At 66.5% G+C, this 23,354-nt stretch carries 26 protein-coding genes; 10 read left to right on the forward strand and 16 right to left on the reverse strand.

Annotated features, from left to right (window positions below):
• Positions 1-26: 26 nt before the first annotated feature.
• On the forward strand, positions 27-386 hold the full coding sequence (locus tag J7I92_RS19315) for a zf-TFIIB domain-containing protein (protein ID WP_214843328.1): 360 nt from the start codon (positions 27-29) through the stop codon (positions 384-386).
• 30 nt (positions 387-416) lie between these two features.
• On the opposite strand, the gene J7I92_RS19320 is transcribed toward J7I92_RS19315, so the two are convergent.
• Together J7I92_RS19320 and J7I92_RS19325 are read right to left on the reverse strand one after the other, a co-directional pair.
• On the reverse strand, positions 417-986 hold the full coding sequence (locus tag J7I92_RS19320) for a hypothetical protein (protein WP_214843127.1): 570 nt from the start codon (positions 984-986) through the stop codon (positions 417-419).
• A 2-nt stretch (positions 987-988) separates the two neighbouring features.
• A complete protein-coding gene (locus tag J7I92_RS19325) occupies positions 989-1,456 on the reverse strand; it encodes a hypothetical protein (RefSeq protein WP_214843129.1) in 468 nt (155 codons plus the stop codon).
• Between the two features lie 683 nt (positions 1,457-2,139).
• On the opposite strand from J7I92_RS19325, the gene dnaB reads away from it, so the two are divergent.
• Positions 2,140-3,522, forward strand: coding sequence for a replicative DNA helicase (gene dnaB / locus J7I92_RS19330; protein ID WP_214843130.1), 1,383 nt, complete (start codon positions 2,140-2,142; stop codon positions 3,520-3,522).
• 11 nt (positions 3,523-3,533) lie between these two features.
• On the opposite strand, the gene J7I92_RS19335 is transcribed toward dnaB, so the two are convergent.
• Positions 3,534-4,517, reverse strand: a complete 984-nt coding sequence (locus J7I92_RS19335; RefSeq protein WP_214843132.1) for an acyl-CoA thioesterase — start codon at positions 4,515-4,517, stop codon at positions 3,534-3,536.
• A gap of 119 nt (positions 4,518-4,636) precedes the next feature.
• Entirely contained in the window at positions 4,637-5,071 is a 435-nt protein-coding gene (locus tag J7I92_RS19340) for a DoxX family protein (RefSeq protein WP_214843133.1), read from the reverse strand.
• A 154-nt stretch (positions 5,072-5,225) separates the two neighbouring features.
• Here J7I92_RS19340 and J7I92_RS19345 point away from each other — a divergent pair, with 154 nt between their 5' ends.
• The 3 genes from J7I92_RS19345 (at position 5,226) to J7I92_RS19355 (ending at position 7,660) form a co-directional block, all read left to right on the forward strand.
• Positions 5,226-6,578, forward strand: coding sequence for an MATE family efflux transporter (locus J7I92_RS19345; protein ID WP_214843134.1), 1,353 nt, complete (start codon positions 5,226-5,228; stop codon positions 6,576-6,578).
• 41 nt (positions 6,579-6,619) lie between these two features.
• Positions 6,620-7,216 carry a hypothetical protein gene (locus J7I92_RS19350; RefSeq protein ID WP_214843135.1) on the forward strand — a complete coding sequence of 199 codons (597 nt, stop codon included), beginning with the start codon at positions 6,620-6,622 and terminating at the stop codon, positions 7,214-7,216.
• Positions 7,217-7,297: 81 nt separating this feature from the next.
• The gene (locus tag J7I92_RS19355; protein ID WP_214843136.1) at positions 7,298-7,660 is read left to right on the forward strand and encodes a hypothetical protein; all 363 of its coding nucleotides are present in this window, start codon (positions 7,298-7,300) and stop codon (positions 7,658-7,660) included.
• A gap of 71 nt (positions 7,661-7,731) precedes the next feature.
• On the opposite strand, the gene J7I92_RS19360 is transcribed toward J7I92_RS19355, so the two are convergent.
• A complete protein-coding gene (locus tag J7I92_RS19360) occupies positions 7,732-8,274 on the reverse strand; it encodes a CGNR zinc finger domain-containing protein (protein WP_214843138.1) in 543 nt (180 codons plus the stop codon).
• 71 nt (positions 8,275-8,345) lie between these two features.
• On the opposite strand from J7I92_RS19360, the gene J7I92_RS19365 reads away from it, so the two are divergent.
• Positions 8,346-9,362, forward strand: coding sequence for an EamA family transporter (locus J7I92_RS19365; protein ID WP_396020425.1), 1,017 nt, complete (start codon positions 8,346-8,348; stop codon positions 9,360-9,362).
• Positions 9,363-9,483: 121 nt separating this feature from the next.
• Here the strand turns inward: J7I92_RS19365 and J7I92_RS19370 are convergent, their stop codons facing one another.
• On the reverse strand, positions 9,484-9,747 hold the full coding sequence (locus J7I92_RS19370) for a hypothetical protein (RefSeq protein WP_214843141.1): 264 nt from the start codon (positions 9,745-9,747) through the stop codon (positions 9,484-9,486).
• 220 nt (positions 9,748-9,967) lie between these two features.
• Here J7I92_RS19370 and J7I92_RS19375 point away from each other — a divergent pair, with 220 nt between their 5' ends.
• Positions 9,968-10,240, forward strand: coding sequence for a DUF2277 domain-containing protein (locus J7I92_RS19375; protein WP_214843143.1), 273 nt, complete (start codon positions 9,968-9,970; stop codon positions 10,238-10,240).
• A gap of 11 nt (positions 10,241-10,251) precedes the next feature.
• Here J7I92_RS19375 and J7I92_RS19380 read toward each other — a convergent pair whose 3' ends face one another.
• From J7I92_RS19380 to J7I92_RS19410, 7 genes are all read right to left on the reverse strand, one after another.
• A complete protein-coding gene (locus J7I92_RS19380; protein WP_214843145.1) occupies positions 10,252-12,600 on the reverse strand; it encodes a cation-translocating P-type ATPase in 2,349 nt (782 codons plus the stop codon).
• A 44-nt stretch (positions 12,601-12,644) separates the two neighbouring features.
• Positions 12,645-12,875 carry a heavy-metal-associated domain-containing protein gene (locus J7I92_RS19385; RefSeq protein WP_214843146.1) on the reverse strand — a complete coding sequence of 77 codons (231 nt, stop codon included), beginning with the start codon at positions 12,873-12,875 and terminating at the stop codon, positions 12,645-12,647.
• Positions 12,876-12,951: 76 nt separating this feature from the next.
• Entirely contained in the window at positions 12,952-13,299 is a 348-nt protein-coding gene (locus J7I92_RS19390; protein WP_214843147.1) for a metal-sensitive transcriptional regulator, read from the reverse strand.
• Between the two features lie 97 nt (positions 13,300-13,396).
• On the reverse strand, positions 13,397-14,602 hold the full coding sequence (locus tag J7I92_RS19395; protein WP_214843148.1) for an MFS transporter: 1,206 nt from the start codon (positions 14,600-14,602) through the stop codon (positions 13,397-13,399).
• Between the two features lie 252 nt (positions 14,603-14,854).
• Positions 14,855-15,361 (reverse strand): universal stress protein, encoded by a 507-nt coding sequence (locus J7I92_RS19400; RefSeq protein ID WP_214843149.1) that lies wholly within the window; start codon positions 15,359-15,361, stop codon positions 14,855-14,857.
• 86 nt (positions 15,362-15,447) lie between these two features.
• A complete protein-coding gene (locus J7I92_RS19405; RefSeq protein WP_214843150.1) occupies positions 15,448-15,789 on the reverse strand; it encodes a CU044_2847 family protein in 342 nt (113 codons plus the stop codon).
• Positions 15,790-15,803: 14 nt separating this feature from the next.
• Positions 15,804-18,149, reverse strand: coding sequence for a CHAT domain-containing protein (locus J7I92_RS19410; protein ID WP_214843152.1), 2,346 nt, complete (start codon positions 18,147-18,149; stop codon positions 15,804-15,806).
• Positions 18,150-18,368: 219 nt separating this feature from the next.
• On the opposite strand from J7I92_RS19410, the gene J7I92_RS19415 reads away from it, so the two are divergent.
• The 3 genes from J7I92_RS19415 to J7I92_RS19425 are packed head-to-tail and all read left to right on the forward strand — an operon-like array spanning position 18,369 to position 20,058.
• Positions 18,369-18,569 (forward strand): hypothetical protein, encoded by a 201-nt coding sequence (locus J7I92_RS19415; RefSeq protein ID WP_214843154.1) that lies wholly within the window; start codon positions 18,369-18,371, stop codon positions 18,567-18,569.
• 57 nt (positions 18,570-18,626) lie between these two features.
• Entirely contained in the window at positions 18,627-19,760 is a 1,134-nt protein-coding gene (locus J7I92_RS19420) for a sialidase family protein (RefSeq protein ID WP_214843156.1), read from the forward strand.
• A 10-nt stretch (positions 19,761-19,770) separates the two neighbouring features.
• Positions 19,771-20,058 carry a MoaD/ThiS family protein gene (locus J7I92_RS19425; protein WP_214843159.1) on the forward strand — a complete coding sequence of 96 codons (288 nt, stop codon included), beginning with the start codon at positions 19,771-19,773 and terminating at the stop codon, positions 20,056-20,058.
• A gap of 5 nt (positions 20,059-20,063) precedes the next feature.
• On the opposite strand, the gene J7I92_RS19430 is transcribed toward J7I92_RS19425, so the two are convergent.
• The 3 genes from J7I92_RS19430 to J7I92_RS19440 all read right to left on the reverse strand — a co-directional run bounded on the left by J7I92_RS19430 (position 20,064) and on the right by J7I92_RS19440 (position 23,175).
• Positions 20,064-20,300 carry a hypothetical protein gene (locus tag J7I92_RS19430; RefSeq protein ID WP_214843161.1) on the reverse strand — a complete coding sequence of 79 codons (237 nt, stop codon included), beginning with the start codon at positions 20,298-20,300 and terminating at the stop codon, positions 20,064-20,066.
• Between the two features lie 200 nt (positions 20,301-20,500).
• The gene (locus tag J7I92_RS19435) at positions 20,501-22,195 is read right to left on the reverse strand and encodes an alpha-amylase family protein (RefSeq protein WP_214843163.1); all 1,695 of its coding nucleotides are present in this window, start codon (positions 22,193-22,195) and stop codon (positions 20,501-20,503) included.
• Complete coding sequence (locus tag J7I92_RS19440; protein ID WP_214843165.1) at positions 22,192-23,175, reverse strand: TIGR03885 family FMN-dependent LLM class oxidoreductase; 984 nt, start codon at positions 23,173-23,175, stop codon at positions 22,192-22,194. Before J7I92_RS19440 ends, J7I92_RS19435 begins: the two co-directional genes overlap by 4 nt.
• Positions 23,176-23,354: the final 179 nt, after the last annotated feature.

A 23,354-nucleotide genomic window follows, 5' to 3' on the forward strand; every position in this document is an offset into this window, starting at 1 on the left:
CCGGAGGTTCGCTCGTTGTGCCGGACATGAAATGCCCTGTGGATTCAGTTGACCTGGTAATGAGCGAACGCAGCGGAGTGGAGATCGATTATTGTCCGCAGTGCCGGGGCGTGTGGCTTGACCGCGGCGAGCTGGACAAGATCATCGACCGGGCGGCTGAGCTAACGCCGCCCGCCCCGGCTGCTCCCGCGGCGCCGGCTGCGCCGCTGCCCGGGCCCGTCCCGCCTCCGCTGTACACCAACCTGGAGTCGCGCCGGGATACCAGGCGACCGGATGAGCGCCGCTATGACGACCGCCGGGACCGGCCGCGCTACGATCAGCCCCGCTATGACGATCGCCGGCGAAAGAAGAAGGAAGGCTGGCTCGGTGAGCTCTTCGACTTCTGAGAAGAATTGCCCGGCTGCGTCGAACGCTGCTCAGTCGTCCAGCAGTGCTATGAACTCCCGGGCCTGCTTCATCGAGATGTCTGAGTGGCGTGTCAGGGCCATTGCCGCCGCTTCGGTGTCGCCGCTCTTGGCCAGGGTACGGATCCGGCCGTAGATTTCGTCGTTCAACATGTTGCTGCTGACTTCGCGGGTGACATCGCCCTTGCTGGCAATGGCGCGGTAGCGGTACGGGAAGCGCTGGGGGGTATCGTCGTCGTCGTCCTGCCCCGCGGGCTCAGCGGCCGCGGACCGGAACGGCTGCGGGTGCGCCGCCAGGGCGCCGACGGCGTCGCGCGAGGCCCGCAGGCCCTCGCCTGAGGCTTCGTAGTAGAGCTTGATGGCGGCCATGGCCTGTCCCTGGGCGATCAGCGTGTACAGGCGCCGGTGCTGCTCCTCGGTGAGCTTGGCGGCCGCGGCGCGGGCCAGGTCCACCGGGTCATGCGGAGGTACCTCTTTGCCCGCCTTGGCTGCCGCGGTGCGGCGGCCGACGGCGCGGACCACCAGTAGGACGCCGGCTCCCACGAGGAGCAGGATCAGGACGGGGATCGCTAGCGGTTCCATTGCTACAGCCGATCTACGTAATTCTTGGCGGTCAAAAGATCTGAATGCGTCGCCTGCCGCAGCATCTTGATGGCTTGGAGTTTCTGCCCGCTGCGGGCCATGGACTGCAACTGCAAGGCGAACTGCGGGTTCAACTGGCCGCCCGGGAGGACCTGCGCCTGGTATCCGTGCATGCCTACGCCCGGGCCGGAGATGGCCCGGGCTCGCAAGGCATCCCGCGCGTGGTCAGCCTGCTGCGAGTGCTGCTGTTCGTTCTGGCTTGGCCGGGTGGCTGCCTCAACCCGTGCCCGGGCGGCGGTGGCAGCCTTGACCTGGGAGGCGTAATGGGCCTGGGCGCGGATGGCCAGTTCCAGTTGGTAGCGCTCGGCGTCCGAGATCCCGGTGTCCCGCGGTTTGAGGGCCGTTGAAACGGCCCAGATCAATGCCACCAAGATGAGGGCCGGCACCATATCCATTAATACATCGCCCATGAATAGAGCTTATGCCAGTTCGCTGTTATCCACAGCATATTCTGAATCGCACATACAGGCCGGGGCCGAAAGCGTCAATTCCCGGGGATCCCTGCGACTTCAATCACACAGGCGGTATATTCTCCGTCACTCCGGACCGATTTACTCGCCAGTATCCCCAGCCTGAACCTGCAAGCTGTGGATGAACGTTCCTTAAAAGAATCTTTAATCCACAAGCGGTTTCAAGTGTTTCCGCAGGTCAGCGGCCTGTTGGAGCCGAAACTTTTTTACTTTCCACAGGCATCCACACAGGCTGTGCACAAGCATGGGGCATTAGTCCACAACTTATCCACAGGTGTGCATGTATCCGGGCTTGGTGGCTGAGGGAAGCGGTACTAACGTAGCGGAGTACCTGTTTTCGGGGCATTAGTACGCGATTTTCCCGCACGCACAGCCTTACTGCAGCGCAACTCCCGGCCACCCCGGGCGCCCAATTGTGGATAACTTGCACAAACTGGGGATAACCGGATTCGTGGCCTGGATGACTGGGGGCGGGACCCTGCAGAAAGACTGTCAGTGCCGGGCGGTAGTACTTGACCTGCCGCGCAGCGGGGTTTCCAATGCGCAGGGCAACCCAAAGGCAGATAGCTACAGCACCGACGGCAACGCAAGCCCGCCGCGGTACACAATGGAGGACGGCAGCTTTGTCAGTTACGCACCTGGACCCAATCGAGGGCACCCGGAGTTCCGAAGGCAGCCGCAAGCCGCCCCAGGACATCCCCGCTGAGCAATCAGTTCTTGGCGGCATGATGCTGTCCAAGGACGCGATTGCCGATGTTGTCGAGATCCTGCGGGGCCAGGACTTCTACCGTCCCGCCCACGAGACGATCTACGAAGCCGTGATCGATCTCTACGGCCGGGGTGAGCCTGCCGATGCCGTGACGGTCTCAGACGAGCTGACCAAGCGCGGCGAGATCAACAGGATCGGCGGCCCTGCCTACCTGCACGAGCTCATCCAGACCGTCCCCACGGCGGCCAATGCGGGGTACTACGCGGAAATCGTCGCCGAGCGTGCCGTCCTCCGCCGCCTGGTCAACGCGGGAACGAAGATCGTCCAGCTGGGCTATGGCTCGGACGGCGAAGTGGAAGACCTCGTCAACCAGGCGCAGGCCGAGGTCTACGCCGTGGCTGAACGGCGCACGGCGGAGGACTACGTGGTCCTTAAGGACGTCATGGAATCGACCGTGGACGAAATCGAGGCCTCCGGACACCGCGGCGAAGGCATGGTCGGCGTCCCCACCGGCTTCTATGAACTCGACGAGCTTACGCACGGCCTGCACCCCGGTCAGATGATCGTCATCGCCGCACGCCCCGCGGTCGGTAAGTCGACGTTCGCCCTGGACTTTGCCCGTTCGGCTGCCATTAAGAACAACCTCGCAACGGTGATGTTCTCGCTGGAAATGGGCCGGAACGAGATCGCCATGCGCCTCCTGTCCGCAGAGGCCACCATCGGTCTCCAGGACCTCCGCAAGGGCACCATCAAGGACGAGCAATGGTCCAAGATCGCCACCACCATGGGCCGGATGAACGACGCTCCGCTGTTCATTGATGACAGCCCCAACATGTCGCTGATGGAAATCCGGGCCAAGTGCCGCCGCCTCAAGCAGCAGCACGACCTCAAGCTGGTCATCCTGGACTACCTGCAGCTGATGAGCTCGGGCAAGAAGGTGGAGTCCCGCCAGCAGGAAGTCTCCGAGTTCTCCCGTGCCCTGAAGCTGCTGGCCAAGGAGCTCCAGGTGCCCGTGATCGCTCTGTCGCAGCTGAACCGCGGGTCCGAACAGCGCCAGGACAAGCGGCCGATGGTGTCGGACCTCCGCGAATCCGGCTCAATCGAGCAGGATGCCGACATGGTGATCCTGCTTCACCGAGAGGACGTCTACGACAAGGAGTCGCCGCGTGCCGGCGAGGCGGACATCCTCATCGCGAAGCACCGTAACGGCCCTACCAAGGACATCGTGGTGGCGTTCCAGGGCCACTACTCCCGGTTCGCCAACATGGCGGCCGACGCCGGAGGCGGCGGCTTCTAGCCGCGGGGCTGCTAGCCCTGCTGGGCCCCGCCGCCGGCGAGCAGGTGGTTGGGCAGCCGGTTTCCCGGCGCGCGTCCCCGGATCTCCAGCAGTTCCCGGGCGTGGGCGTGAAGGCGCTTGTCCTCGTCCGAGACCGGAACCCACGACGGGATCGGCACGGAGTTCCCGGCCGCGTCGCGGGCCACCATTACGGTCAGACAGTACGTGGTGAGGTTCATTTCCCGGCCTTTGGGATCCCCCGACCGGACGTGCACGGCGATGTGCATCCCCTTGGTGCCGGTGTATACGAGGCGCGCTTCCACTTCCACCACGTGGCCGATCAGCAACGGCCGGTAGAACCGCACGCCGCCGGAAAACACGGCCACGGTATCCTTGCCGCAGTAGCGGGAAGCGCAGACGTAGGCGGCCTCGTCAATCCATTTCATGACGATGCCGCCGTGCACCTTGCCGCCCCAGTTCACATCCGTGGGGGCCGCCATGAACCGAAGCACAACCCGTTCGGCCGTTCCGGCGTCGGTATATTCCTGAGCGTTCATCGCCCGGACGATGTCCTCGCGGACCTTGATCCGTGCCAGGGCGTGGTCGCGCTGTTCAATTTCCTCCGGCGTGGAGGGCTCGAACTGCGGGACGGGGACCGGCTTCCCGTCCGGCCCCACGGCCACGAAAATCACCATGCACTGGCTGCGCATGGTGGCGGGACCCCCCTTCGGGTCACCCGAGGACACGACGGTGCGGATGTGCATGGAGGACCGTCCGGTGTAGACGATCGTGGCAGTGACTTCCACCATGTCGCCGCTGTTCACGGGATCCGCGAAGTGGATGTTGCCCACATAGGCCGTGACGCAGTACGACTTGGCCCAGCCGACTGCCGCGGCGTAGGCCGCCTTGTCCACCCACTCCAGCACAGTTCCTGCGTCGACGGAGCCGCTGTGGCCGACGTCCGTGGGGGCCGCAAGGAAGCGGAGGGTCACTGAATTGGCGGCAGTCTCGCTCATGCTGAGAGTTTACTGACGGCGGGGCCTGCCGGCCGCCTGCAAAGACACAAACGCCGCCCCGCCCGCCATATGCGGGAGGGACGGCGTCCGTTCAGAATTTCGTTTCGTCGGCGTACTGCTTAGGCGAGGACGCTGAGCTTCGAATTGCTGCGGCCGAACAGTGCCCGGTCCACTGCCACCTTGCCGGCGCCGGTCAGGGCAATCGCCAGGGCGCCTGCTGCCAGCAGCAGCACGAGCTCATAGCCGCCCGTGGCAGCGAAAACGCCGGCGGAGGCGTGCACCAGGACCAGTGCGCCGAGCATGTCCAGCGCGAGGAGTGCGGCAAAAACGCGCGTCAGCACACCGAGGATCAGGGCAATGCCACCCAGCAGCTCCAGGGTGGCTACGGCCGGGGCCGCCAGTTCGGCAGCCGGCACGCCCATCTTGGCGAACGAGGCCTGGGTGCCGGCGATGGTCCACTCGTTGAATTTCTGCCAGCCATGGGCGGCGAAGAGGAATCCGGCGATGACGCGGAGGATAGTGAGTGCCGTGGTGGTCAGTGTGGACTGGTTCATGGAAGTTTCGCCATTTCAGGGTTCGGTGGGACATTGCAGGACGCCCCTCATGAGCGCACCGTTGATTCTTCAATCATTAACCCTGCCAGGGATTGGTTGAAGAGTCAACTAAATGCGACGGCATGTGACAGGTCTCTCCCGCTAGGCTGAATCCGTGCCTGATTCATCCACCACCGCCGCGGTGGTTCCTGCCGGCCGGAACACCCGGGAAATCCTCCGCCTCGCCGTCCCGGCCTTCGGCGCCCTCATCACCGAACCGCTCTTCCTGCTGGCCGACTCCGCAATCGTTGGCCACCTCGGCGTGGCACAGCTGGCGGGAGTGGGACTGGCGTCTGCCGTGCTCCACACGGCGGTCGGGCTCATGGTCTTCCTGGCCTACTCCACGACGCCGGCAGTCGCCCGGGCCATGGGCGAGGGCAGGCTCCCCAAAGCCCTTGCGGCCGGCCGGGACGGCGTCTGGCTGGCGCTGGTCCTGGGACTCGTGCTGGCCGTGGCAGGGTTTGCGGGGGCAGAGCTGCTCGTGGACCTGATGGGTGCGGAGGGCGAAGTCCGCCAGTTCGCCGTCGACTATCTCCGCTGGTCCATGCCCGGACTCGTGGCCATGCTGCTGATCTTTGCGGGCACGGGTGTCCTGCGCGGCCTGCAGGACACGCGCACGCCGCTGGCGGTCGCTTCGGCCGGTTTCACCCTGAACATCCTCCTCAACCTGGCCCTGGTTTACGGCTTGAACTGGTCGGTCACCGGGTCCGCCGTGGGCACCAGCATCGCCCAGTGGGCAATGGCGCTGGTGTATCTGGTGATTGTCCAGCGCAGTGCGCGGACCCACGGCGTCCCGCTGCGTCCGGACTGGCGCGGCGTGCGGGCCATGACAAGGGTGGGGTCCTGGCTGATGCTCCGCACCCTGAGCCTGCGCATTTCGATTCTTGCAACCGTGCTGGTGGTGACCGCCCAGGGCTCGGTGAACCTGGCCGCCCATCAGCTTGCCATGACCATCTTCACGTTACTGGCCTTCGCCCTGGATGCACTGGCCATTGCCGCCCAGGCCCTGATCGGCAAGGAGCTGGGAGCAGCCAATCCCGCCAAGGCGCGCGCTCTGACCAGGACCATGATTCGCTGGGGCACCGGATTCGGTGCGGTCACCGGAGCGCTGCTGGCCGTGGCAGCCCCGTGGACGGGTGCCCTGTTCACCTCCGACGCCGGGGTCCAGTCCGCGCTGACGCTCGCTCTGTGGGTGCTCGCCGCGGGGCAGCCGCTTGCCGGCTACGTTTTCGTCCTGGACGGCGTCCTCATCGGGGCGGGCGACGCGAAGTACCTGGCGATTGCCGGCGTCGTTAATCTTGCGGTGTACCTGCCGCTGCTGGCGGCAATCCGGCTCTGGGGTGACGACGGCGCCACGGGGCTTGCGTGGCTCTGGGCCGCCTTCGCGCTCGGTTACATGGTGGCCCGCGCCGTGACGCTGGGCCTCCGTGCGAAGACCGACAAGTGGATGGTGCTCGGCTCCTCCTAGGCCCGGTTCGCGTCGAATCCGCTGCGCACTAAACTGGACGCGTGACCCTTCCCGCATCTCCTGCCGATCCTGCCGCACCCACTGCTCCCGCCGCGGACCTGTGGAAGCCGGTGCTCACCAGGGCCGTGGTGGCCCTCGCCTTCGGGGCAGTCACCGTATTCTGGGCGTCGCCGTCGGCCTCCGAAATGGGCTGGGCGGGCGGCCTCTACCTGCTTGCCACCGGCGTGACGGTGATCCGCGGAATTGATAAATTCGGCCTTGCGGCCCACCAACCGGCCGGCAAGGTCCTGGCCGCCGGCGGTGCCGCCATGACCGGGGCCGGCGTGGCCGTCGCGCTCCTGGGCAGCGAGCTTGTGTTCGGCGTCGTGGCCGCCTTGGGCCTGGGGCTGCTGGCGGCGGCGGAGCTTTACCTCGGAATCCTGCACCGCGGCCGGAGCGTCCTGTCCCGTGACTGGCTAGCATCCGGCGTCATCGGCCTAGGCACGGCTGTTGCCCTGCCGTTCTTCATCGGCCTCGGCGCACACGCCCTGCTGGGCGTGGCCGGCGGAGGAGCGATCATCTCCGGTGTCCTCTGGATTCTGGCGGCGCTGACCCTCCGGCACGATGCGCGGTCCGTTTCCAACGAGGCCGTAAACTAGTAGGGAAGGGTTCTACTTCCTGTAGAACATGCGCTGAATTAAGCGGCGTGGCGCAGGCCGTGCCGCACGGGAGGAACCACCTTGGCACACCAGAAACCAGGAGAACCGCGCAATATGCGGACCTCGGTCAAGGGACCCCTGATGTTCTCGGCGTTCTGGGGAGTCCTGGCGTTCTTCGCCGTGCTGATCTTCGCCTCCGGCGGCAGTGCCCGGTCGCCCCGCTTTGACCTCGCCTTCACCGGAGCCGGGATTGCCTTCATCGTGACGCTGGTTATTGCCGCGATGCTGTCGATGAGCCACAAGGACAACGCCGAGCACTTGGGCAAGGGGTCCGGTGTCAATCTGACTTCCAGGAAGCCTTCCGGACACGGAGGCTACTCCGCGCGTCCCGACTCCCCGGATTCCGGTACCCCGGATTCCCGGCCCGGCGGAGACCCCCGCTAACGTCCGGGCCCGCCGGCGCCCCCGCTGACTTTGGCGGCCCCGGCCGATAGCCCGGGAGTTCCCCGGGCCCGCTATGAAGCGGCCTTCCGGGCGCGGTAGGCAGCCACGTGAGCCCGGTTGGCGCAGTTCCCGGTATCGCAATACCGCTTGGACCTGTTCCGGCTGAGATCCAGCACCACGGCGTCGCAATCCTCGGCCGCACACACCAGCATCCGGTCCATCTCCTTGCTGCGGATCACGTCCGCCAGTGCCATGGCAGCCTCCGTGCTCATCCTGTCCGCCAGCGGCGCCTCCCGGGTTGTGGCGTGCAGATGCCAGTCCCATTCATCGTGCTTCATCAGCTGCGGAAGTGCATTGGCGTCCCGGAGTAGGCGGTTGACCGTTTCCACCGCGGAGTCCTCGTCCATGGTCCAGAGCTCTGCGAGCTGGCTCCGCAGCCGGTAGACGCTGGCGAGTTCAGCGGCGTCCCGGGTCCTCGCGCCGGAGAAGCCCTCAGCCGCCAGGAAGCGGTCCAGGTCCCCGATTGTGGCGAGGTGTTCTTCGCCGTTGGCCGCGCTGTTGATGAGCGCAGCCACGGTGCGGAGGGCCACTTCCGTGTCAGGGGCGAATACCATCTTGACTCCTTACAGGGGCCGGGCGTAGTGTCATGACCATTACCCCACATTACTCCTGACAGGAGGCAGCCGTGCCTGCCGTAAGCAAAAGCGCCACCCTGCGCCCGGGCGCCGCCTTGGGGCCCGCTGCCGGATTTCTGGCGTCAGGGCTCGGCGTCGCGCTGTTCTCTTCGGCAGTCTTCGGACTCTCCGGATCGTTTGCCAAAGCCCTGCTGGAAACCGGCTGGACGCCCGGCGCTGCAGTCACAGCACGTTTGACCGGTGCAGCCATCATCCTTGCCATCCCGGCCATCCCTGCCCTCCGTGGGCGCTGGAACCAGCTGAAGGACAACTGGCTGACCATCGTGCTGTTCGGGCTCATCGGCGTGGCGGCCTGCCAGCTTTTCTACTTCAACGCCGTCGAACGGCTTTCCGTCGGCGTGGCCCTGCTCCTGGAGTACCTGGCGCCCGTGATCATTGTCCTCTGGCTGTGGGCGGTGAGCCGCCGGCGTCCCCGCCCGCTCACCATTGCGGGGACGCTGCTTTCGCTGGGCGGGCTCATCCTGGTGCTGGACCTGACCGGTGCGGTCAAGATCGACTTCGCCGGTGTCCTGTGGGGGATCGCCGCAGCCGTCTGCCTGGCGATCTACTTCTTCATCACGGCCAAGGAGAACGACACGCTGCCGCCGATCGTCCTGGCGTCCGGCGGGCTGATGGTGGGTGCCTCGGTGATGTGGCTGGCCGCCGCCACCGGACTTCTGCCAATGGCATTCAGCACGGCGGATACCAAGCTGGGGCCGTGGGTGGCGCCGTGGTGGGTTTCACTGGGCGGTCTGATCGTCATGGCCACGGTCCTTGCCTACGTGTCGGGCATCGTGGCAGCGCGGGCCCTCGGTTCAAAAGTGGCATCGTTCGTGTCGCTCACCGAGGTGCTCTTCGCCGTCATCTGGGCGTGGCTGCTTCTTGGTGAACTTCCCGGTCCCGTCCAGCTGCTTGGCGGGTTGCTGATCGTGGGCGGAGTGGTTCTGGTGCGGGTGGATGAACTCCGGGGCCCGCGGGCGCTGCCCGCCCCGCTGGACCACGCGAACGACGTCGAACCCGTCCCCTGAGCAGTCCCGTCCCCTAAGCAGTAACTCCGGCGGAAATGAACTGCCGTGGAAATGCCGGATGCCCCGGACGCGTTGCTGCGTCCGGGGCATCCGGTTATCAGTCCCTGGCGGTAAGGCGTTCCTAGCGGGAAGCCTCTTCCTGCTGGGCTGCGTTCTTGCTGGCCTGCTTGCCGGCTTCCTCCAGCGCCCGGGCCACACGGGCCAGGTCCGAAACGTGACGGCTGGACCATTCGCTGCGGAACTTGTCAGCGTCCGGACCCTTCCAGTCGGTGCTCTCCAGAGCCTTGCTCAGCTGCGACTTCTGCTTATCGATCTCGGACGAACCAGCCTGAAGCTTGGTTCCCAGCGCCTTGAGCTGAACAATGTCTGCACCCCAAATAGCCATTACTTTTCTCCTTCAGTCAACGGACCCGATCCGATCGGCATCCCCAGCGGCCCCCGGCTCATCCGGAAGATCCATTACCTAGAAACTATCCCGCGGCCCAATCCACTGTCGATGGGCACCGCTCCCCATGCAGCCCTCTCCCTCGGGCACGACTGCCGGTCCGGCTCCCTGAGAGGGTTCGGGCCTCGATCCCTGGCGGTCCAGAGCCTAGCATGGGAATATGTGCCGCAATATCCGGACCCTGCATAATTTCGAGCCCCATGCCACGTCGGCCGAGGTGGAAGCCGCTGCGCTGCAGTACGTGCGCAAGATCAGCGGCAGCACCAAGCCGTCCAAGGCAAATGAGGAAGCGTTCAACCGCGCTGTGCACGAGATCGCCCACGCCACCCAGCACCTTCTCGATTCGCTGGTGACCCACACCCCGGCCAAGGACCGGGACGAGGAGGCCGCCAAGGCGCGTGCCAGGGCGGCCGTCCGCTACGGCGCCGCTTAGGCTTCCTGCCGCTACCTGGCTGTTGCTACCCCGGCCTGGGACGGCCTGCCGAAGCCTCGAAGCCGCAACGAATTGGCCACCACCAGCACCGAGCTGGCGGCCATGGCAGCTCCGGCGATCATGGGATTCAGCAGCCCCAGCGCCGCCACCGGGATGCCGACGGCGTTGTAGAAGAACGCCCAGAACAGGTTGGTCTTGATGGTGGCCAGCGTCTGGCGGGAGAGCTCGATGGCCTGCGCCACCTGCCCCAGGTCGTTGCCCATCACCGTCAGGTCCGCCGCTTCGATGGCCACATCCGTGCCGGAGCCCATGGCGATGCCCAGATCGGCCTGGGCCAGGGCCGCTGCGTCATTCACGCCGTCGCCGGCCATCGCAACCGTGGCCCCGCCGGCCTGCAGCTTCCGTACGGCCTCGACCTTGCCGTCAGGCAGCACTCCGGCGAAGACATCCGCCGGCGCAATGCCGACGGCGGCGGCCACCTGTGCGGCCACTTCGCGGTTGTCTCCGGTCAGCAGGACCGGTCGGAGGCCCAGTTGCTTGAGCCGCGAAACAGCCGCAGCCGAGCCGGGCTTGATGGTGTCGCGCAGCGAGACAATCCCGGCAGGCTCGCCGTCCACGGCAACCCAGATGGCAGTCGCACCGGACTCTTCCGCCGTCCGGAGCGCAGCCTGCTGTTCGGTGGTGATCGGTACACCGTTTTCCCGCAGCCAGCCGGTCCGTCCCGCAAGGACCAGTCGGCCGGCTACACGTCCGGAGACTCCGCCGCCCGGGGCGGAACGGAAGTGCTCGACGGCGGGCAGCCGCCCGCCGTCGTTGTTCCGGCGCTCTGCAGAGAGTGCGGCGGCGGCGATGGCATGCGCGATGGGGTGCTCGGAAGCGGCTTCCACCGAACCGGCCAGGCGTAACACCTCCGCGCTGCTGGACGTGCCGAAGGCGAGGGCGGAGTCAACGGCGAGGCGCCCGGTGGTGACAGTGCCGGTCTTGTCCAGGAGGATCGTGTCCACGGTCCGCGTATCTTCGAGCACCTGCGGGCCCTTGATCAGGATCCCCAGCTGGGCGCCGCGGCCCGTTCCGGTGAGGAGGCCAACCGGAGTGGCGAGGCCCAGTGCGCAGGGGCAGGCGATGACCAGCACCGCCACGGCTGCGGTGAAGGCCGCCCGGAGTTCGCGGTCGGTGACCTCCGGCCCGGCAATCACAAGCCAGGCTGCAAAAGTGAAGACCGCAATGGCCAGGACAATCGGAACGAACACGGCGCTGATGCGGTCCGCCAGGCGGGCGATGGGCGCCTTTCCGGTCTGCGCCTGGGAGACCAGCCGTGCCATCTGGGCCAGCGTGGTTTCGGACCCGACGCGGGTGGCGCGGACCAGCAGCCGGCCTGAAGTGTTGATGGTGGCACCCGTGACGGGGCTGTCCGGACCCACCTCGACGGGCACCGACTCACCCGTTACCAGGGAAGCGTCCACGGCCGAGGCGCCGTCAACCACCACGCCGTCCGTGGCGATCTTCTCACCGGGCCGGACCACTATGACGTCGCCCACCGCCAGCTGATCGGCCGGGATCCGTACTTCCTCGCCATCTGCCAGCACCGTGGCATCCTTGGCGCCGAGGTTGAGGAGTGCCTTGAGTGCGTCGCCGGCTTTCTGTTTGGCGTTGGCCTCCAGGTAGCGTCCCAGCAGCAGGAAGGTGGTGACCACCGCGGCCACCTCGAAGTACAGGCCGCCGGTGCTCATTTCCATGCCGGGGTGTTCGGTCATGCGGGGATCGGCCAGCAACTGCCACGCCGAGAAAAGGTAGGCCGCAATGACGCCGAGGGAGACCAGGGTGTCCATGGTGGAGGCGAAGTGCCGGGCGTTGACGGCCGCCGCACGGTGGAACGGCCAGGCCGCCCACGTGACCACCGGCAACGCAAGAATGCCCGCCACCCAGCCCCAGTCGGGGAACTGGAAGGCCGGAAACATCGAAATCGCGAACACGGGGACGGTGAGGATGGCTGCGACGATGAGGCGCGGGCGCAGCGTGGAGGCGGCGCCGTGGGCCATGTGGTCAGCAGGTGCGGCGCTACCGGCGGCATGCTCTGCATGCTCGGCTGGCCTTTCGGTTACCGGGCCGGGGTACTTCGGGGGCCGGATTTTTGCCTTGTAGCCTGCTGCTTCTACGGTGGCGGTGATCTGCTCGTCGGTGATGCCGGCCGGTACCGTGACGTGGGCCGACTCCAGGGGCAGGTTTACCGAGGCCTCCACGCCGTCGAGTTTTCCGAGCTTTCGCTCCACCCGGGCGACGCAGGAAGCACAGGTCATTCCTTCGATGTCCAGTTCAACCACCCGGTTTCCCGGCTGATGCAGCAGTTGCTCGTTACTCACGGGGTTTCCTCGGTCGTCCTGTGTCCTGGCGGGGTGGGGGCGGGTCAGGCTTCGTTGGCCACCACGAGGTAGCCGGCCTCAGCCACGGCTTCCCCGATTTCGGAGCGGGAGAGCGTCTTTTCGGAAGTGATGGTGACGGTGGAGATGCCGCCGGCGTTCAGGTCGACGTCGACCGCTTCCACGCCTTCCAGGGCTTCAAGTTCTTCGCTGACGGAGGACACGCAGTGTCCGCAGGTCATGCCGGACACGTTTACGGTGGTGGATACGGGGCTCATGGTTTGCTCCTTGTTTGTGGCGGTCCCGGACTGACCCGGTTGGATCATTCCGATGGTGTGATGAGTGGTGTTGCCGCTACCGCAGCAGGCGCCCGATGGCATCGGTTGCCTCCTTGACCTTGAAGTCGATGGCGTCCGCGCGGAGCGTCGGGTCAGGCTCGGAGGCGGCACCGACGACGCAATGGCCGATGTGCTCTTCCACGAGGCCGAGGCTCACGGCGTGTAGGGCTTTATTGACGGCGGCAACCTGGGTAAGGATGTCGATGCAGTATTTGTCTTCATCCACCATCCGGGCGATGCCGCGGACCTGGCCTTCGATGCGCTTCAGCCGGCGCAGGTACGCCTCTTTGTTCGAGCTGTAGCCGTGGTGGGGAGCAGCGTCGGCGTCCTCGGCGGGGATGCCGGAGTCTTCACGTGGGTCCATGTCTTCAACTTATACCCCTGAGGGGTATAAGGCAAGTACCCCCAGGGGGTATGCCCTCGCGCTATCTTGGCGCAGCGCCGGTCGACTGAAGGCCCGGCTACCCTTCGGCGCCGGGGTCCGCGGGCTGAGTTCCACGCCCGATGCTGCCGATGCCGAGCACCGAGGTGGCTGCGACGGCAGCGGCGAGGACTCCCAGTCCCAGCGGCAGGGCGGAAGCGGTTGCCACTGCCCCGACCAGGAGGGGACCGCCGGCGTCGCCCAATTCCCGGCCCAGCTCCGCCGATCCCATCGTCCGGCCCATCCGCTCGGGGGGCGTGGTGCCGGCCAGATGGGCGAAACCCAGCGGCGTGGCGGTGCCGATGCCCACGCCGATGGCCGCTGCAGCGCCGAAGATGGTCACCGCGCCCGGAAACAATGCGACGACGGCAATTCCGGCCGCGGTCAGCAGCAATCCGGCGGTCATCCCCGGACCGTCGTGGAGCCGGCCCTGGTCGCGCAGCCGGCCAATCCACGGCTGGGTGGCCGCGGACGTCAGTGCCAGTAGGCTTACGGCAGCAACGGCCGCTACGGGATCCAGGCCATACCGAGTGGCGAGTGCGGGGAGGAAGCCGATTGCTGTTCCGAGGGCTCCCGTGGCCGCGGCCAGAACGAGGGTCGGGACCAGGAAGCTGCGATGCGTGACCTGCCGGGCAAGGTCCAGCAGTGTATATCGCGGCCGGGGCAAAGGCTCCAGCCGGGGGAGTGCAATCATTGCCCACATGGCAATGGCCGCGGCGAGGACGCCTAGCGTTGCGAAGAGGAGGGTGAAGCCGCCCAGGAAGATCAGGCCGGCACCGATCAGGGGACCGGCAACATAGCCCAGGCTCTTCCACGAACCGTAGCGGCCAAAATAGGTGCCCGCCTTGCGGCCGGCGAGCCGCGCCACCATCGCCGACGAGGCCGGGGAAAACGCCGAGGCTGCCGCACCTTGGCCGATCCGGGCGAGGCCAAGCATCAGGGGATCTGCGCCCCACAGCCCGATCAGCGACATCAGGGCGAAGACGAAGAGTCCTGCCACCAGCACCGGTTTGGTGCCGATCCGGTCGCTCAGGGCACCGAAGACCGGTTTCAGCACCACCTCAGCGAGGTCATAAACGGCCAGGAGGATGCCCAGGTTGAGCAGGCTGAGGCCGATATCGCCGCTGTGCGCGCCCAATCCCGCTGCGATGCTGTGGGCGCCGAAGGCCGTGACAAAGCCGGCTGCGTAGAGGGGCGCGGTGACGGCTGCACTTGTGGCAGCGGTGCGGCTTGTAGCTGTGGTCACGTGATCGCTCCTGGTGGCGCCCGACGGCGCGAGGCGGATCCAGCCGGACGTTAAAAAGCTCCGGAGTGCGTTATTGGGGGATACGCACTCCGGAGCAGCTTATGGGGCAGGTCCAACATCTCCCTGCAGACTCTAGCTTACTTGGCGGTAGCGCTGAGCGCCACCACCTTGAATAACTACTTTCGCTTTATTTTCACAGGGCCTTTGGTCCTGCCTTTAAGAGAGTTTTTTGGACGTTCCCAGGAGTCATGCTTACTCGGGCCCGTCCCGGTGGGCGGGCATTCGAGCGGGAACCACGAGGACCGGCCGGTCCTGGTGGTGGCTCAACCAGGCGGCCACGGAACCGTTGAGGGCTGCCGAGATGCGGTGCCCTAGCCCGCGCTCGGGAGTTCCGACGATGATCATGGCAGCGTTCGCCTCCGCCGCGACCCTGGCCAGAGCCCTGGCCGGATCTCCGCCGAGGATCCGGAGCGTCCACTCAATCGCCTTGCCGGCACAGGCGGCGCCCACGGTGCCACGGAGTTCTTCGGTCACGGCCCGGACCTCGGAGTCGTCCTTGTCCGGGTGAAGGGACAGACGGTGCGCTGACCGGGCGGGGTCCCACTCGACAAGGTAGCTTGCCTCGTCCACGTAGGTGCACAACAACGGAGCGCCCATCTTGGCGGCGAGGCCGGTGGCCGACCGCAGCACCTCTGCGTGCTGGCCCGGCAACACACCGACTACTAACGGAGGGGGCCCGCTGAAGGGTTCGGGAAACATACTCCATTGTGGCCCCGCCCGCACCGCTTGAACAGCTAGCCCCTGCGGGCCTTGCAGGCCTTACGCAGGGGGGTCTTTGGCCGGCGCTAGTCGGCGTCGTCGGGCGTTTGCGCCGCGGGCTTGGGCCGGCGCCAGGTCAAGGTGACTGTGAAGTTTGAGCTCGTGCTGGCGGCCGCGATGAAAGCACCGGCCTCCGCATGGAGGTCCAGCCCGAACTTGACCGAAACCTCATCCGGTTTGTCGGGAAGGGCCAAAAGCTCGTCCACGACGCCCTGGACTGCCGGCCGGATGTTGCTGAGGGCGCGCTCAAAGGTCTGCTGCGCCCGGGCGAACATGCCGGCCTGGCCGCCGCCGCGCGTCACCAGGCCGCCGGCGTTGTCCGCCACCTCAAGGAGCACGGTCCCGCCGTCGTCCGTTGGAAATTCCACCAGCCTTGTCATTGCTATCCTTTCCCGTTGCGCCTGCCTTTGCCCATCCGTGTAAGGGCCAGTCCGAGGAATGCCAGGCCGCTGGCAGCAACGGTTGCGTTTTGGACCACGAACACCAATGCGCGGGCGGAGAGATCCTCGCCGGGGAGCCAGATCAGCGGCAGCGTGACGAGGCAGGCGAGCAGCAACCACCCGGCCAGTGCGGGGTTCTCCGGCGACCGGATGGCCAGGGCGCCTGCCCAGGCGCCGAAAAGCGCCTGAACCAGGGTGACCGCCGTGGCGGCCCACAGCAGATCCGGCTCCAGGCCCACCACTCCCAGCAGCGAGCCCGCGCCGATCGCTACGGCCAGCGCCACGCGCCCCGTTTCCGTCCGGTCGGGCAGCCCGGCCAGCAGCAGAAGAAGGTAGCCCGCCGGCGCCAGCAAGGCGTAGACGAGGCGCACGCTGGCCTCTCCGCCCGTGTACCACCAGCCCTGTTGGTCGAACCAGTTGAGGTAGGCGAAGAACGCCGCGAGCAGGCCGCCCGCCGCAGCCAGGACAATCCCGCCGGCCGCAAGGAAACGAGGATCCGGACCGCCAGCTCCGCCGCCGGTTGAAACGACAGCCGGTCCGTCGGCTGCGGCGTCACCGGCAGGAGGCTTCCGCTTCACTGCCGCCGGCGAATCAGCGAGCTTCGGCGCCGGCGCCGGCTGCTCGGCCCGACGTTGCGCTGCCCGTGTGGCCTCACGCTGCGCGCGCAGTTCGTTCCGGGCCTTCGTCGCCACCCCGCCCGGGTCCGCGGCCCCGGGGTCGAGCCCGTAAAGCTCTGTTGCAACGTCGACGGCGGCCTGCCAGTTTCCGCTGCCCGCGTGGTACTCCAGCTCACCCTGCAGGTCGGCAATGCGCTGGCGCTTGGCGCAATCGAGCGCCCGGGCTGCTGCGTCCGGAAAGTCGGGATCGTCCTTCGCTGCGGCGTAGCCGTCTGCTGCTGCCGTCCAGTCCCCTGCTTCCTCAGCTTCCCTGGCCCGGCGGTACGCCCGGGAACGCTCTTCGTGCCGGGCGGCCGATGCGCGCAGCACGGCAGCGTCACGGTACTGGCCGTCCAAGGTCAGCAGGTCGTCGAACAGCTCGATGGCTGCCGCATAGTTCTTGGTCCGCAGCTCAGCAGATGCCTGCACGTACAGGGCGCGGAGCTGGGCCTGACGGTTCTTGCTCCGGGACTGCTCCGCTGACACATCTGTTGCAGAAGGGGTTCTTGCGGCCGGATGGGCCGGTGCCTTCAGGTTGAACAACTGAGTGTCGCCGCCCCGCACATAAAGTGCCGGGGTGACCCACTCAAGGGTTCCATCGGGGCTTCCCATCACGGAGATCCGCCCCACCCGGGCCGCCTCGTCAACGCCGCGGCCGTTCGCGATGGCGGCATAAAAGCCCTGCGCGAAGGCGATCGCGGCGCCGTCGCTGATGGCGAACTGCATGGCCGCCACGGCGCTGATGCCGCTGCGGACCAGGGTGGACGCCGTGCCGGAGAACAGGTCCTCCCGACCGGTTTCTCCGGACGAGCAGGAATTCAGGACCACCAGGCGGGGCCTCGGCACGGCGACACTTAGCAGGGCCATCAGGCGGACGGCACGCACCATGGATGCGCGCCCGTCAGCCCCCGTCAGGGCGATCCGGCCTTCATCGTTCCGGGCGTCATAGTCACCGTGGCCAATGAAGTGCACCACGTGCCACGGGCCCTCCAGCAGCATCGACTGGATCTCCTCCCACGTTCCCCCGGGCGCCCACACGAGCTCAATGCGGCCCTCGGAAACGGGGCCGGCCAAAGCCGCGGCAAGATGGTTGCGTTCAGCTTCCACGTTCAGCGGCGAAAGGTCGCGCGGTGAGGCGATCAGGCCCAGGATCCGGAGCGGCGGGACGATTTCCAGCGGGTTGAGGTGGTAATCCGGGGCAGGAATGTGGCGAAGCAGCGGCTCGGTCTGGCACAGGTAGCTTTCGGTTTCCGGATCGAACAGCATTTCCCACGGCATGGCAGCCAGTTCCGGAGCGGCGAGGCGCAGCACCACGCGCAGCTGCTGTCCGCTGTGCTGGGCGGCACCCAGGCTGGCCCGGTACGTACCGTAGACTTCGCGGGTGAACAGGGCCTGGAACAGTTCCTGGCCCACGCCGCGGACCGGAAGCTCGGCAATCGGCGTGGTGCGTCGTGCGGATACGGCAGAGGCCAGGACGGTGGCTTCCAGTTCCCCCCGGCGTTCCAGGATGCGGTCCACGTCAAGCCGGAAAATCCCCGAAGCGTTGCCTCCGGCCGGTGCCTGGACCACCCGCACGGTGTACTCACCCCGTGCGGAACCTGACGCGAGTTCCAGCTCGATGTCACCATCCATGGCAACCTTCTCAGGCGTATGCGGAGTGCCTCCACAGCGGGCGTCCGCCGCCGGTGGTTCCGGTGTGCCGGGCAGCCCTACAAGACAAGATTGGCCCACCGGCACAGCCGGCACAAGTGCAGGCCTCTGTGCAGCACCGGACGGGCAACACCTCGTTTACGGCCCTTGTACACCCCACCCCAGCGGAATAACGTTGAGGCATAGGAGAGGTGGTCGGCAGTGGAAATCTACATGTGGTGGCTTGATCTGGATCTGGACAGCAAGGAATGGCTGCGCGAGAACCTGCGGGCGGAGGAACTGCCGCTGCCTGTGCTGCAGGGCATTGCCGAGGCCGGCGGCCCGCACCCCGATAGCGCTACAGGAGTCCTCACCAACGCGGAGTGGGACTTTATTGAGACGCAGTCCGAATTCGTCGATTGAACTGAACGGGTAAATGCCGCACCAAAACCATTGCGGCCCCCGGAGCTGAGTGGTTGCATGGGGTGCATGGCCACCCAAGAGAGTTATGTCCTAGCGATCGGAACCAAAAAAGGGCTATGGCTGGCGACCAGCCAGGACCGGCAGGAATGGTCCATGTCCGGCCCGCATTTCCTGATGAGTGAAGTTCCCAGCATCGCCATCGACACCCGCGACGGGCGCACCCGCATCATGGTGGGCGTCCGCTCCGAGCACTGGGGTCCCACCGTCGCCCACTCGGATGACCTCGGAGCGACCTGGACGGAACCGGAGCAGGGCGCCATCAAGTTCCCGGAGGGCACTGACGCCGCGGTTGAGCGCATCTGGCAGATCTACCCTGACGCCGAGTCCCGCCCCGGTGTGGTGTGGGCCGGCGCCGAGCCCATCTCCGTGTGGAAATCGACCGACGGCGGCGAACACTTCGAGCTCAACCGCGGACTCTGGAACCATCCGCACCGCAGCGAGTGGGGCGCCGGCTACGGCGGAGCGGCAGCCCACTCGATCGTCGTCAACTCCTCCGGCGACAACGTGCACGTCGCCATGAGCACCGGCGGCGTGTACCGGTCGCTCGACGGCGGCACCTCCTGGGAGCCCCGGAACAAGGGGATCTCGGCCTACTTCATGCCCGACCCCAACCCCGAGTTCGGCCAGTGCGTGCACAAGATCGCGGCGGATGCCGCCGTCGAAGGCCGGCTCTACGCACAGAACCACCACGGCGTGTACCGCACCGATGACGACGGGGAGAACTGGGAATCCATTGCTGACGGCCTCCCGGCTGATTTTGGTTTTGTCATGCTGACGCATCCCCGGCGGGCGGGAACTGCGTGGGTTGTGCCGCTGAAGGCCGACGGCGAACGCATCCCGCCGGACGGCAAGCTCGCCGCGCACCGGACGGACGACGCCGGAAAAACGTGGAAGCGCCTCGATTCCGGGCTGCCGCAGGGCGAGTACAACGCGGTGCTCCGTGACGCTGCCTCGGTTGATTCCGCTGAACCGGCCGGGGTGTACTTCGGAACGCGCGGCGGCTCGGTCTACGCCAGCCCGGACGAGGGCGAGCACTTCACTGAAGTGGCGTCACACCTGCCGGACGTGCTGTGCGTCCGCGCCGCCGTGGTGTCCCCGGCCCTGGTGCCCGCTGCTTCGGTGCCCGCCTAAGGGGCACGCTGTGGCTGACATCAGCGTGGTGCTGCCCAGTGTCCTCCAGCCGCTCGCCGGCGGGCAGTCCATCCTGACTGCGCCCACCGACGGGGCGGTGACTGTGGGGCTGTTGCTGGACTCGCTGACCGCGGACTACCCGGTCCTTGCGAGGCGGTTGAGGGATGAGACCGGTGCCCTCCGCCGCTACGTGAATATTTACGTGAACGGTGACGAGGTCCGGCGCTTGAACGGGCTGGAAACCGAAGTGGCTGCCGGTCAGGAAGTGGTGATCATCCAATCCGTGGCCGGCGGCTGAAGGGCTCAGGCTACTCGCCAAACGCTGCATTCGTCCGCATTGATGGCCTTGCGCATGCCGGTCAGGCGGTCCATGATCCACACCACTCCGATGCCCGGCGCGGTCTCCTGCACGCGGCCCCGGCGGATCACCACATCGTCATAGCTGGGGCCCACGGACAGGCGGGCTTCGATCTCGTCGCCGCGGTGCAACTGGTCCAGAGCGCGAACACGGGTTACAGGGGTTTTTGCTTCCTTCAACATGGCGTGGCCTCCTGAGCTGGAGCTTGTGCTTTTGCCTGCAATTGCCGGCATATCCAGTGTCCTGCGCCATTATTGCCGCCGCGTTTCACGCCGGTAATGGACTCGTTAGGTTTCCGCGCCCCTGCTGTCGGGGGCAGGCCGGCACCCGGCCCAAGGCACGTCGGCAGGCCGTTCAGGCCGCCCTTCAGAGGATCCGCCCCTCAGAGAATCCTCCGGTCGGCGGGGTGCTGAATCCGGAACCAGCGGTAGCCGTAGCGCTCCAGTTCCAGTTCGAAGCCGCCGTCCTCCGCCAAGGCAACGTTCTCGCCGTCGAGCAGATCCAGGAGGATGGCACCGTCGTAGCTCCGGTCCGGTTCTTCAGGCGAGGAAACCCTGGCAGTGACAGAGGCCGGCTGGCTGGCCATGTTGTGGGCCAGGACCAAGGTTGAACCGGCCCGGGTGCAGCTGTGCAGGAGAACTCCGGGCTCGGGCTGACTGATGACTTCGAAGTCGCCCCAGCCCAGCTCCGGGCTCTCGCGGTACCGCTGGATGAGGGTGGCGATGAAATTCCACAAGGAGTCCGGGTCGCGCTTGGCCTGGGCGGCGTTGATGTTCTTCGGCCCGAAGTACCCGTCGACTACCTGCGCCACCAGCTCGTCGGCCGGGGCGGTGGAAAACCCGCCGTTGCCGGTGTCATTCCACTGCATGGGCGAGCGGACGGCGGAGCGGCCTGTGGCCCGCAGGTCCTCGCCCATGCCGATTTCCTCGCCGTAGAAAAGGACGGGCGTCCCGGGCAGGGAAAACATCAGCGAGTAGACCATGCGGATGCGGGCCGGGTCGCCGTCGAGCATCGGAGGCAGGCGCCGCCTGAGGCCGCGTCCGTACATCTGCATATCCGGATCCGGGCCGAAGGCGGCGAAGACCTCCGCCCGTTCCTCGTCAGTGAGCTTGTCCAGTGTCAGCTCATCGTGGTTGCGGACAAACATCGCCCACTGGTTGTCCCGATGGATCGGAGGCCGGGCGGCCAGGGTCTTGGCCAAAGGACGGGCATCCTGCCTGGCCAGGGAGAGGTAGAGGTTCTGCATGCTCAGGAAGTCGAACTGCATGTTCAGTTCGTTGCCCTCCGGCCCGCCGAAGTACTTCAGCTGCTCCTTGTACGGAAGGTTGACCTCGCCGAGCAGCACGGCGCTGCCGTTGCGCCGGTTCAGGAAGCTGCGCAGCGCCGCCAGGTAATCGTGCGGATCCACCTTGGCCGCCTCCTCCTCTGACACTCCCTGCAGCTCCAGGAAGAACGGAACGGCATCCAGCCGGAAACCGTCAAGGCCCAGCTGCAGCCAAAAACCCATGGACTTGGCGATCTCGTCCCGGACCTTGGGGTTCGCGACGTTCAGGTCCGGCTGGTGCTTGGCGAACATGTGCAGGTACCACTCGCCGGTTGCCTTGTCCCGGGTCCAGATGGACGATTCCTCGCCCGGGAACACCACCTGCTTCGACGTGTCCGGGGGAGCGTCCTTCCGCCACACGTAGTAATGGCGGTACGGGTTGTCCACAGACTTCCGGGATTCCTTGAACCAGGGGTGCTTGTCCGAGGTGTGGTTGATGACGAAGTCCGCGATCACCCGCATGCCGCGGTCCTTCGCGGTCCGGATGAACTCCACCACGTCGCCCAGGGTGCCCAGCCGAGGGTCCACTCCGTACATGTCAGTAACGTCATAGCCGTCGTCCCGGTCAGGCGAGGGGTAGAACGGCATCAGCCAGATGCAGGTGACGCCCAGCGCGGCGAGGTAGTCCACGCGCTGGGTAAGGCCGCCGAAATCCCCGGTGCCGTCGCCGTCGTCGTCGAAAAAGGTTTCCGGATCCAGGCAGTAGATCACGGCGTTTTTCCACCACAGATCGGAGGTCTCCGAGATCCTCATGCCGTCACCTCCCGGGAAGAACGCTCCCGCAGCCGGGGCAGTACGTGCTCGGCGAAAGCCTCGATGAACGGCTTCTGCTCCTGTCCCACGAAGTGCAGGTAGAGCTCGTCGAAGCCCAGGTCGGTGTACTCCTGCAGCCACGCGGCGTGCTGGTCCAGGCTGGCGGACACGTTGACGGCCTTGCGGACCTGGTCCTCGCCGACGTCGGTGCTGACGCCGTCAAAGTGCGCCGCGGTGGGGAGGTCCCACGGGATGGGCGGTGCGAAGACGTTGGAACTCCACTGGTCCAGCGCAATGGATACCGCTTCTTGTTCGCTCCTGGCCCAGGACAGGTGGATCTGGAGCACTGCCTTGCCCCGGCCGCCGCTGTCCCGGTAGGCGGCGAGCATCTCGGTCAGCTTCGCAGGCGGCTGGTTGACGGTGACCAGGCCGTCCGCCCAGCCTGCGGCACGCCTGGCCGTCTCCACGCTGATGGCCGGCGCGATCAGGGGCGGCTTGGTCTCAGGAACGTCCCACAGGCGTGCCTGTTCCACGGTCACCAGGCCGTGGTGGGTCACTTCCTCGCCGTTATGCAGCCGGCGGATGACGTCAACGCACTCCTCCAGCCGCTGCTGGCGCGTCTCCTTGGCAGGCCACGCATCGCCCGTGATGTGCTCGTTCATGTTCTCCCCGCTACCGGGCGCCATCCAGAACCGGCCCGGAAACATGTCCGCCAGGGTGGCTGAGGCGTGCGCGATGATGGCCGGGTGATAGCGCTGGCCCGGCGCCGTGACCACACCGAAGCGGAGCGAAGTGCTGGCCAGCGCCGCCCCCAGCCACGACCAGGCGAAGCCGGAGTGGCCCTGCCGCGCGGACCAGGGCTCGATGTGGTCAGAGCACATGGCGGCATCGAAGCCGGCCTGCTCCGCCAGCTGGACGTCCTGGAGCAGCTGCCCCGGGCTGATCTGTTCATGCGATGCGTGAAAACCTATGGTGGCCATCGTTAATGTCTACCGTCGGGGCCCGGACGTGTCGAGGAAAGCGGCGGGGGAGTTGAAACTATTCGCCCGCACGATCGTGGCTTTCCGCGGGATCCTGCCGGAACGGGCCGGGTGGGCCATAGACTCTAGCCAGTACCGCTCGGGACAGCGATGCAGCTGGACAGCGACGGAGCTGGAAG

The organism is Arthrobacter sp. ISL-72 (assembly GCF_018613755.1).
Lineage (GTDB): Bacteria > Actinomycetota > Actinomycetes > Actinomycetales > Micrococcaceae > Arthrobacter.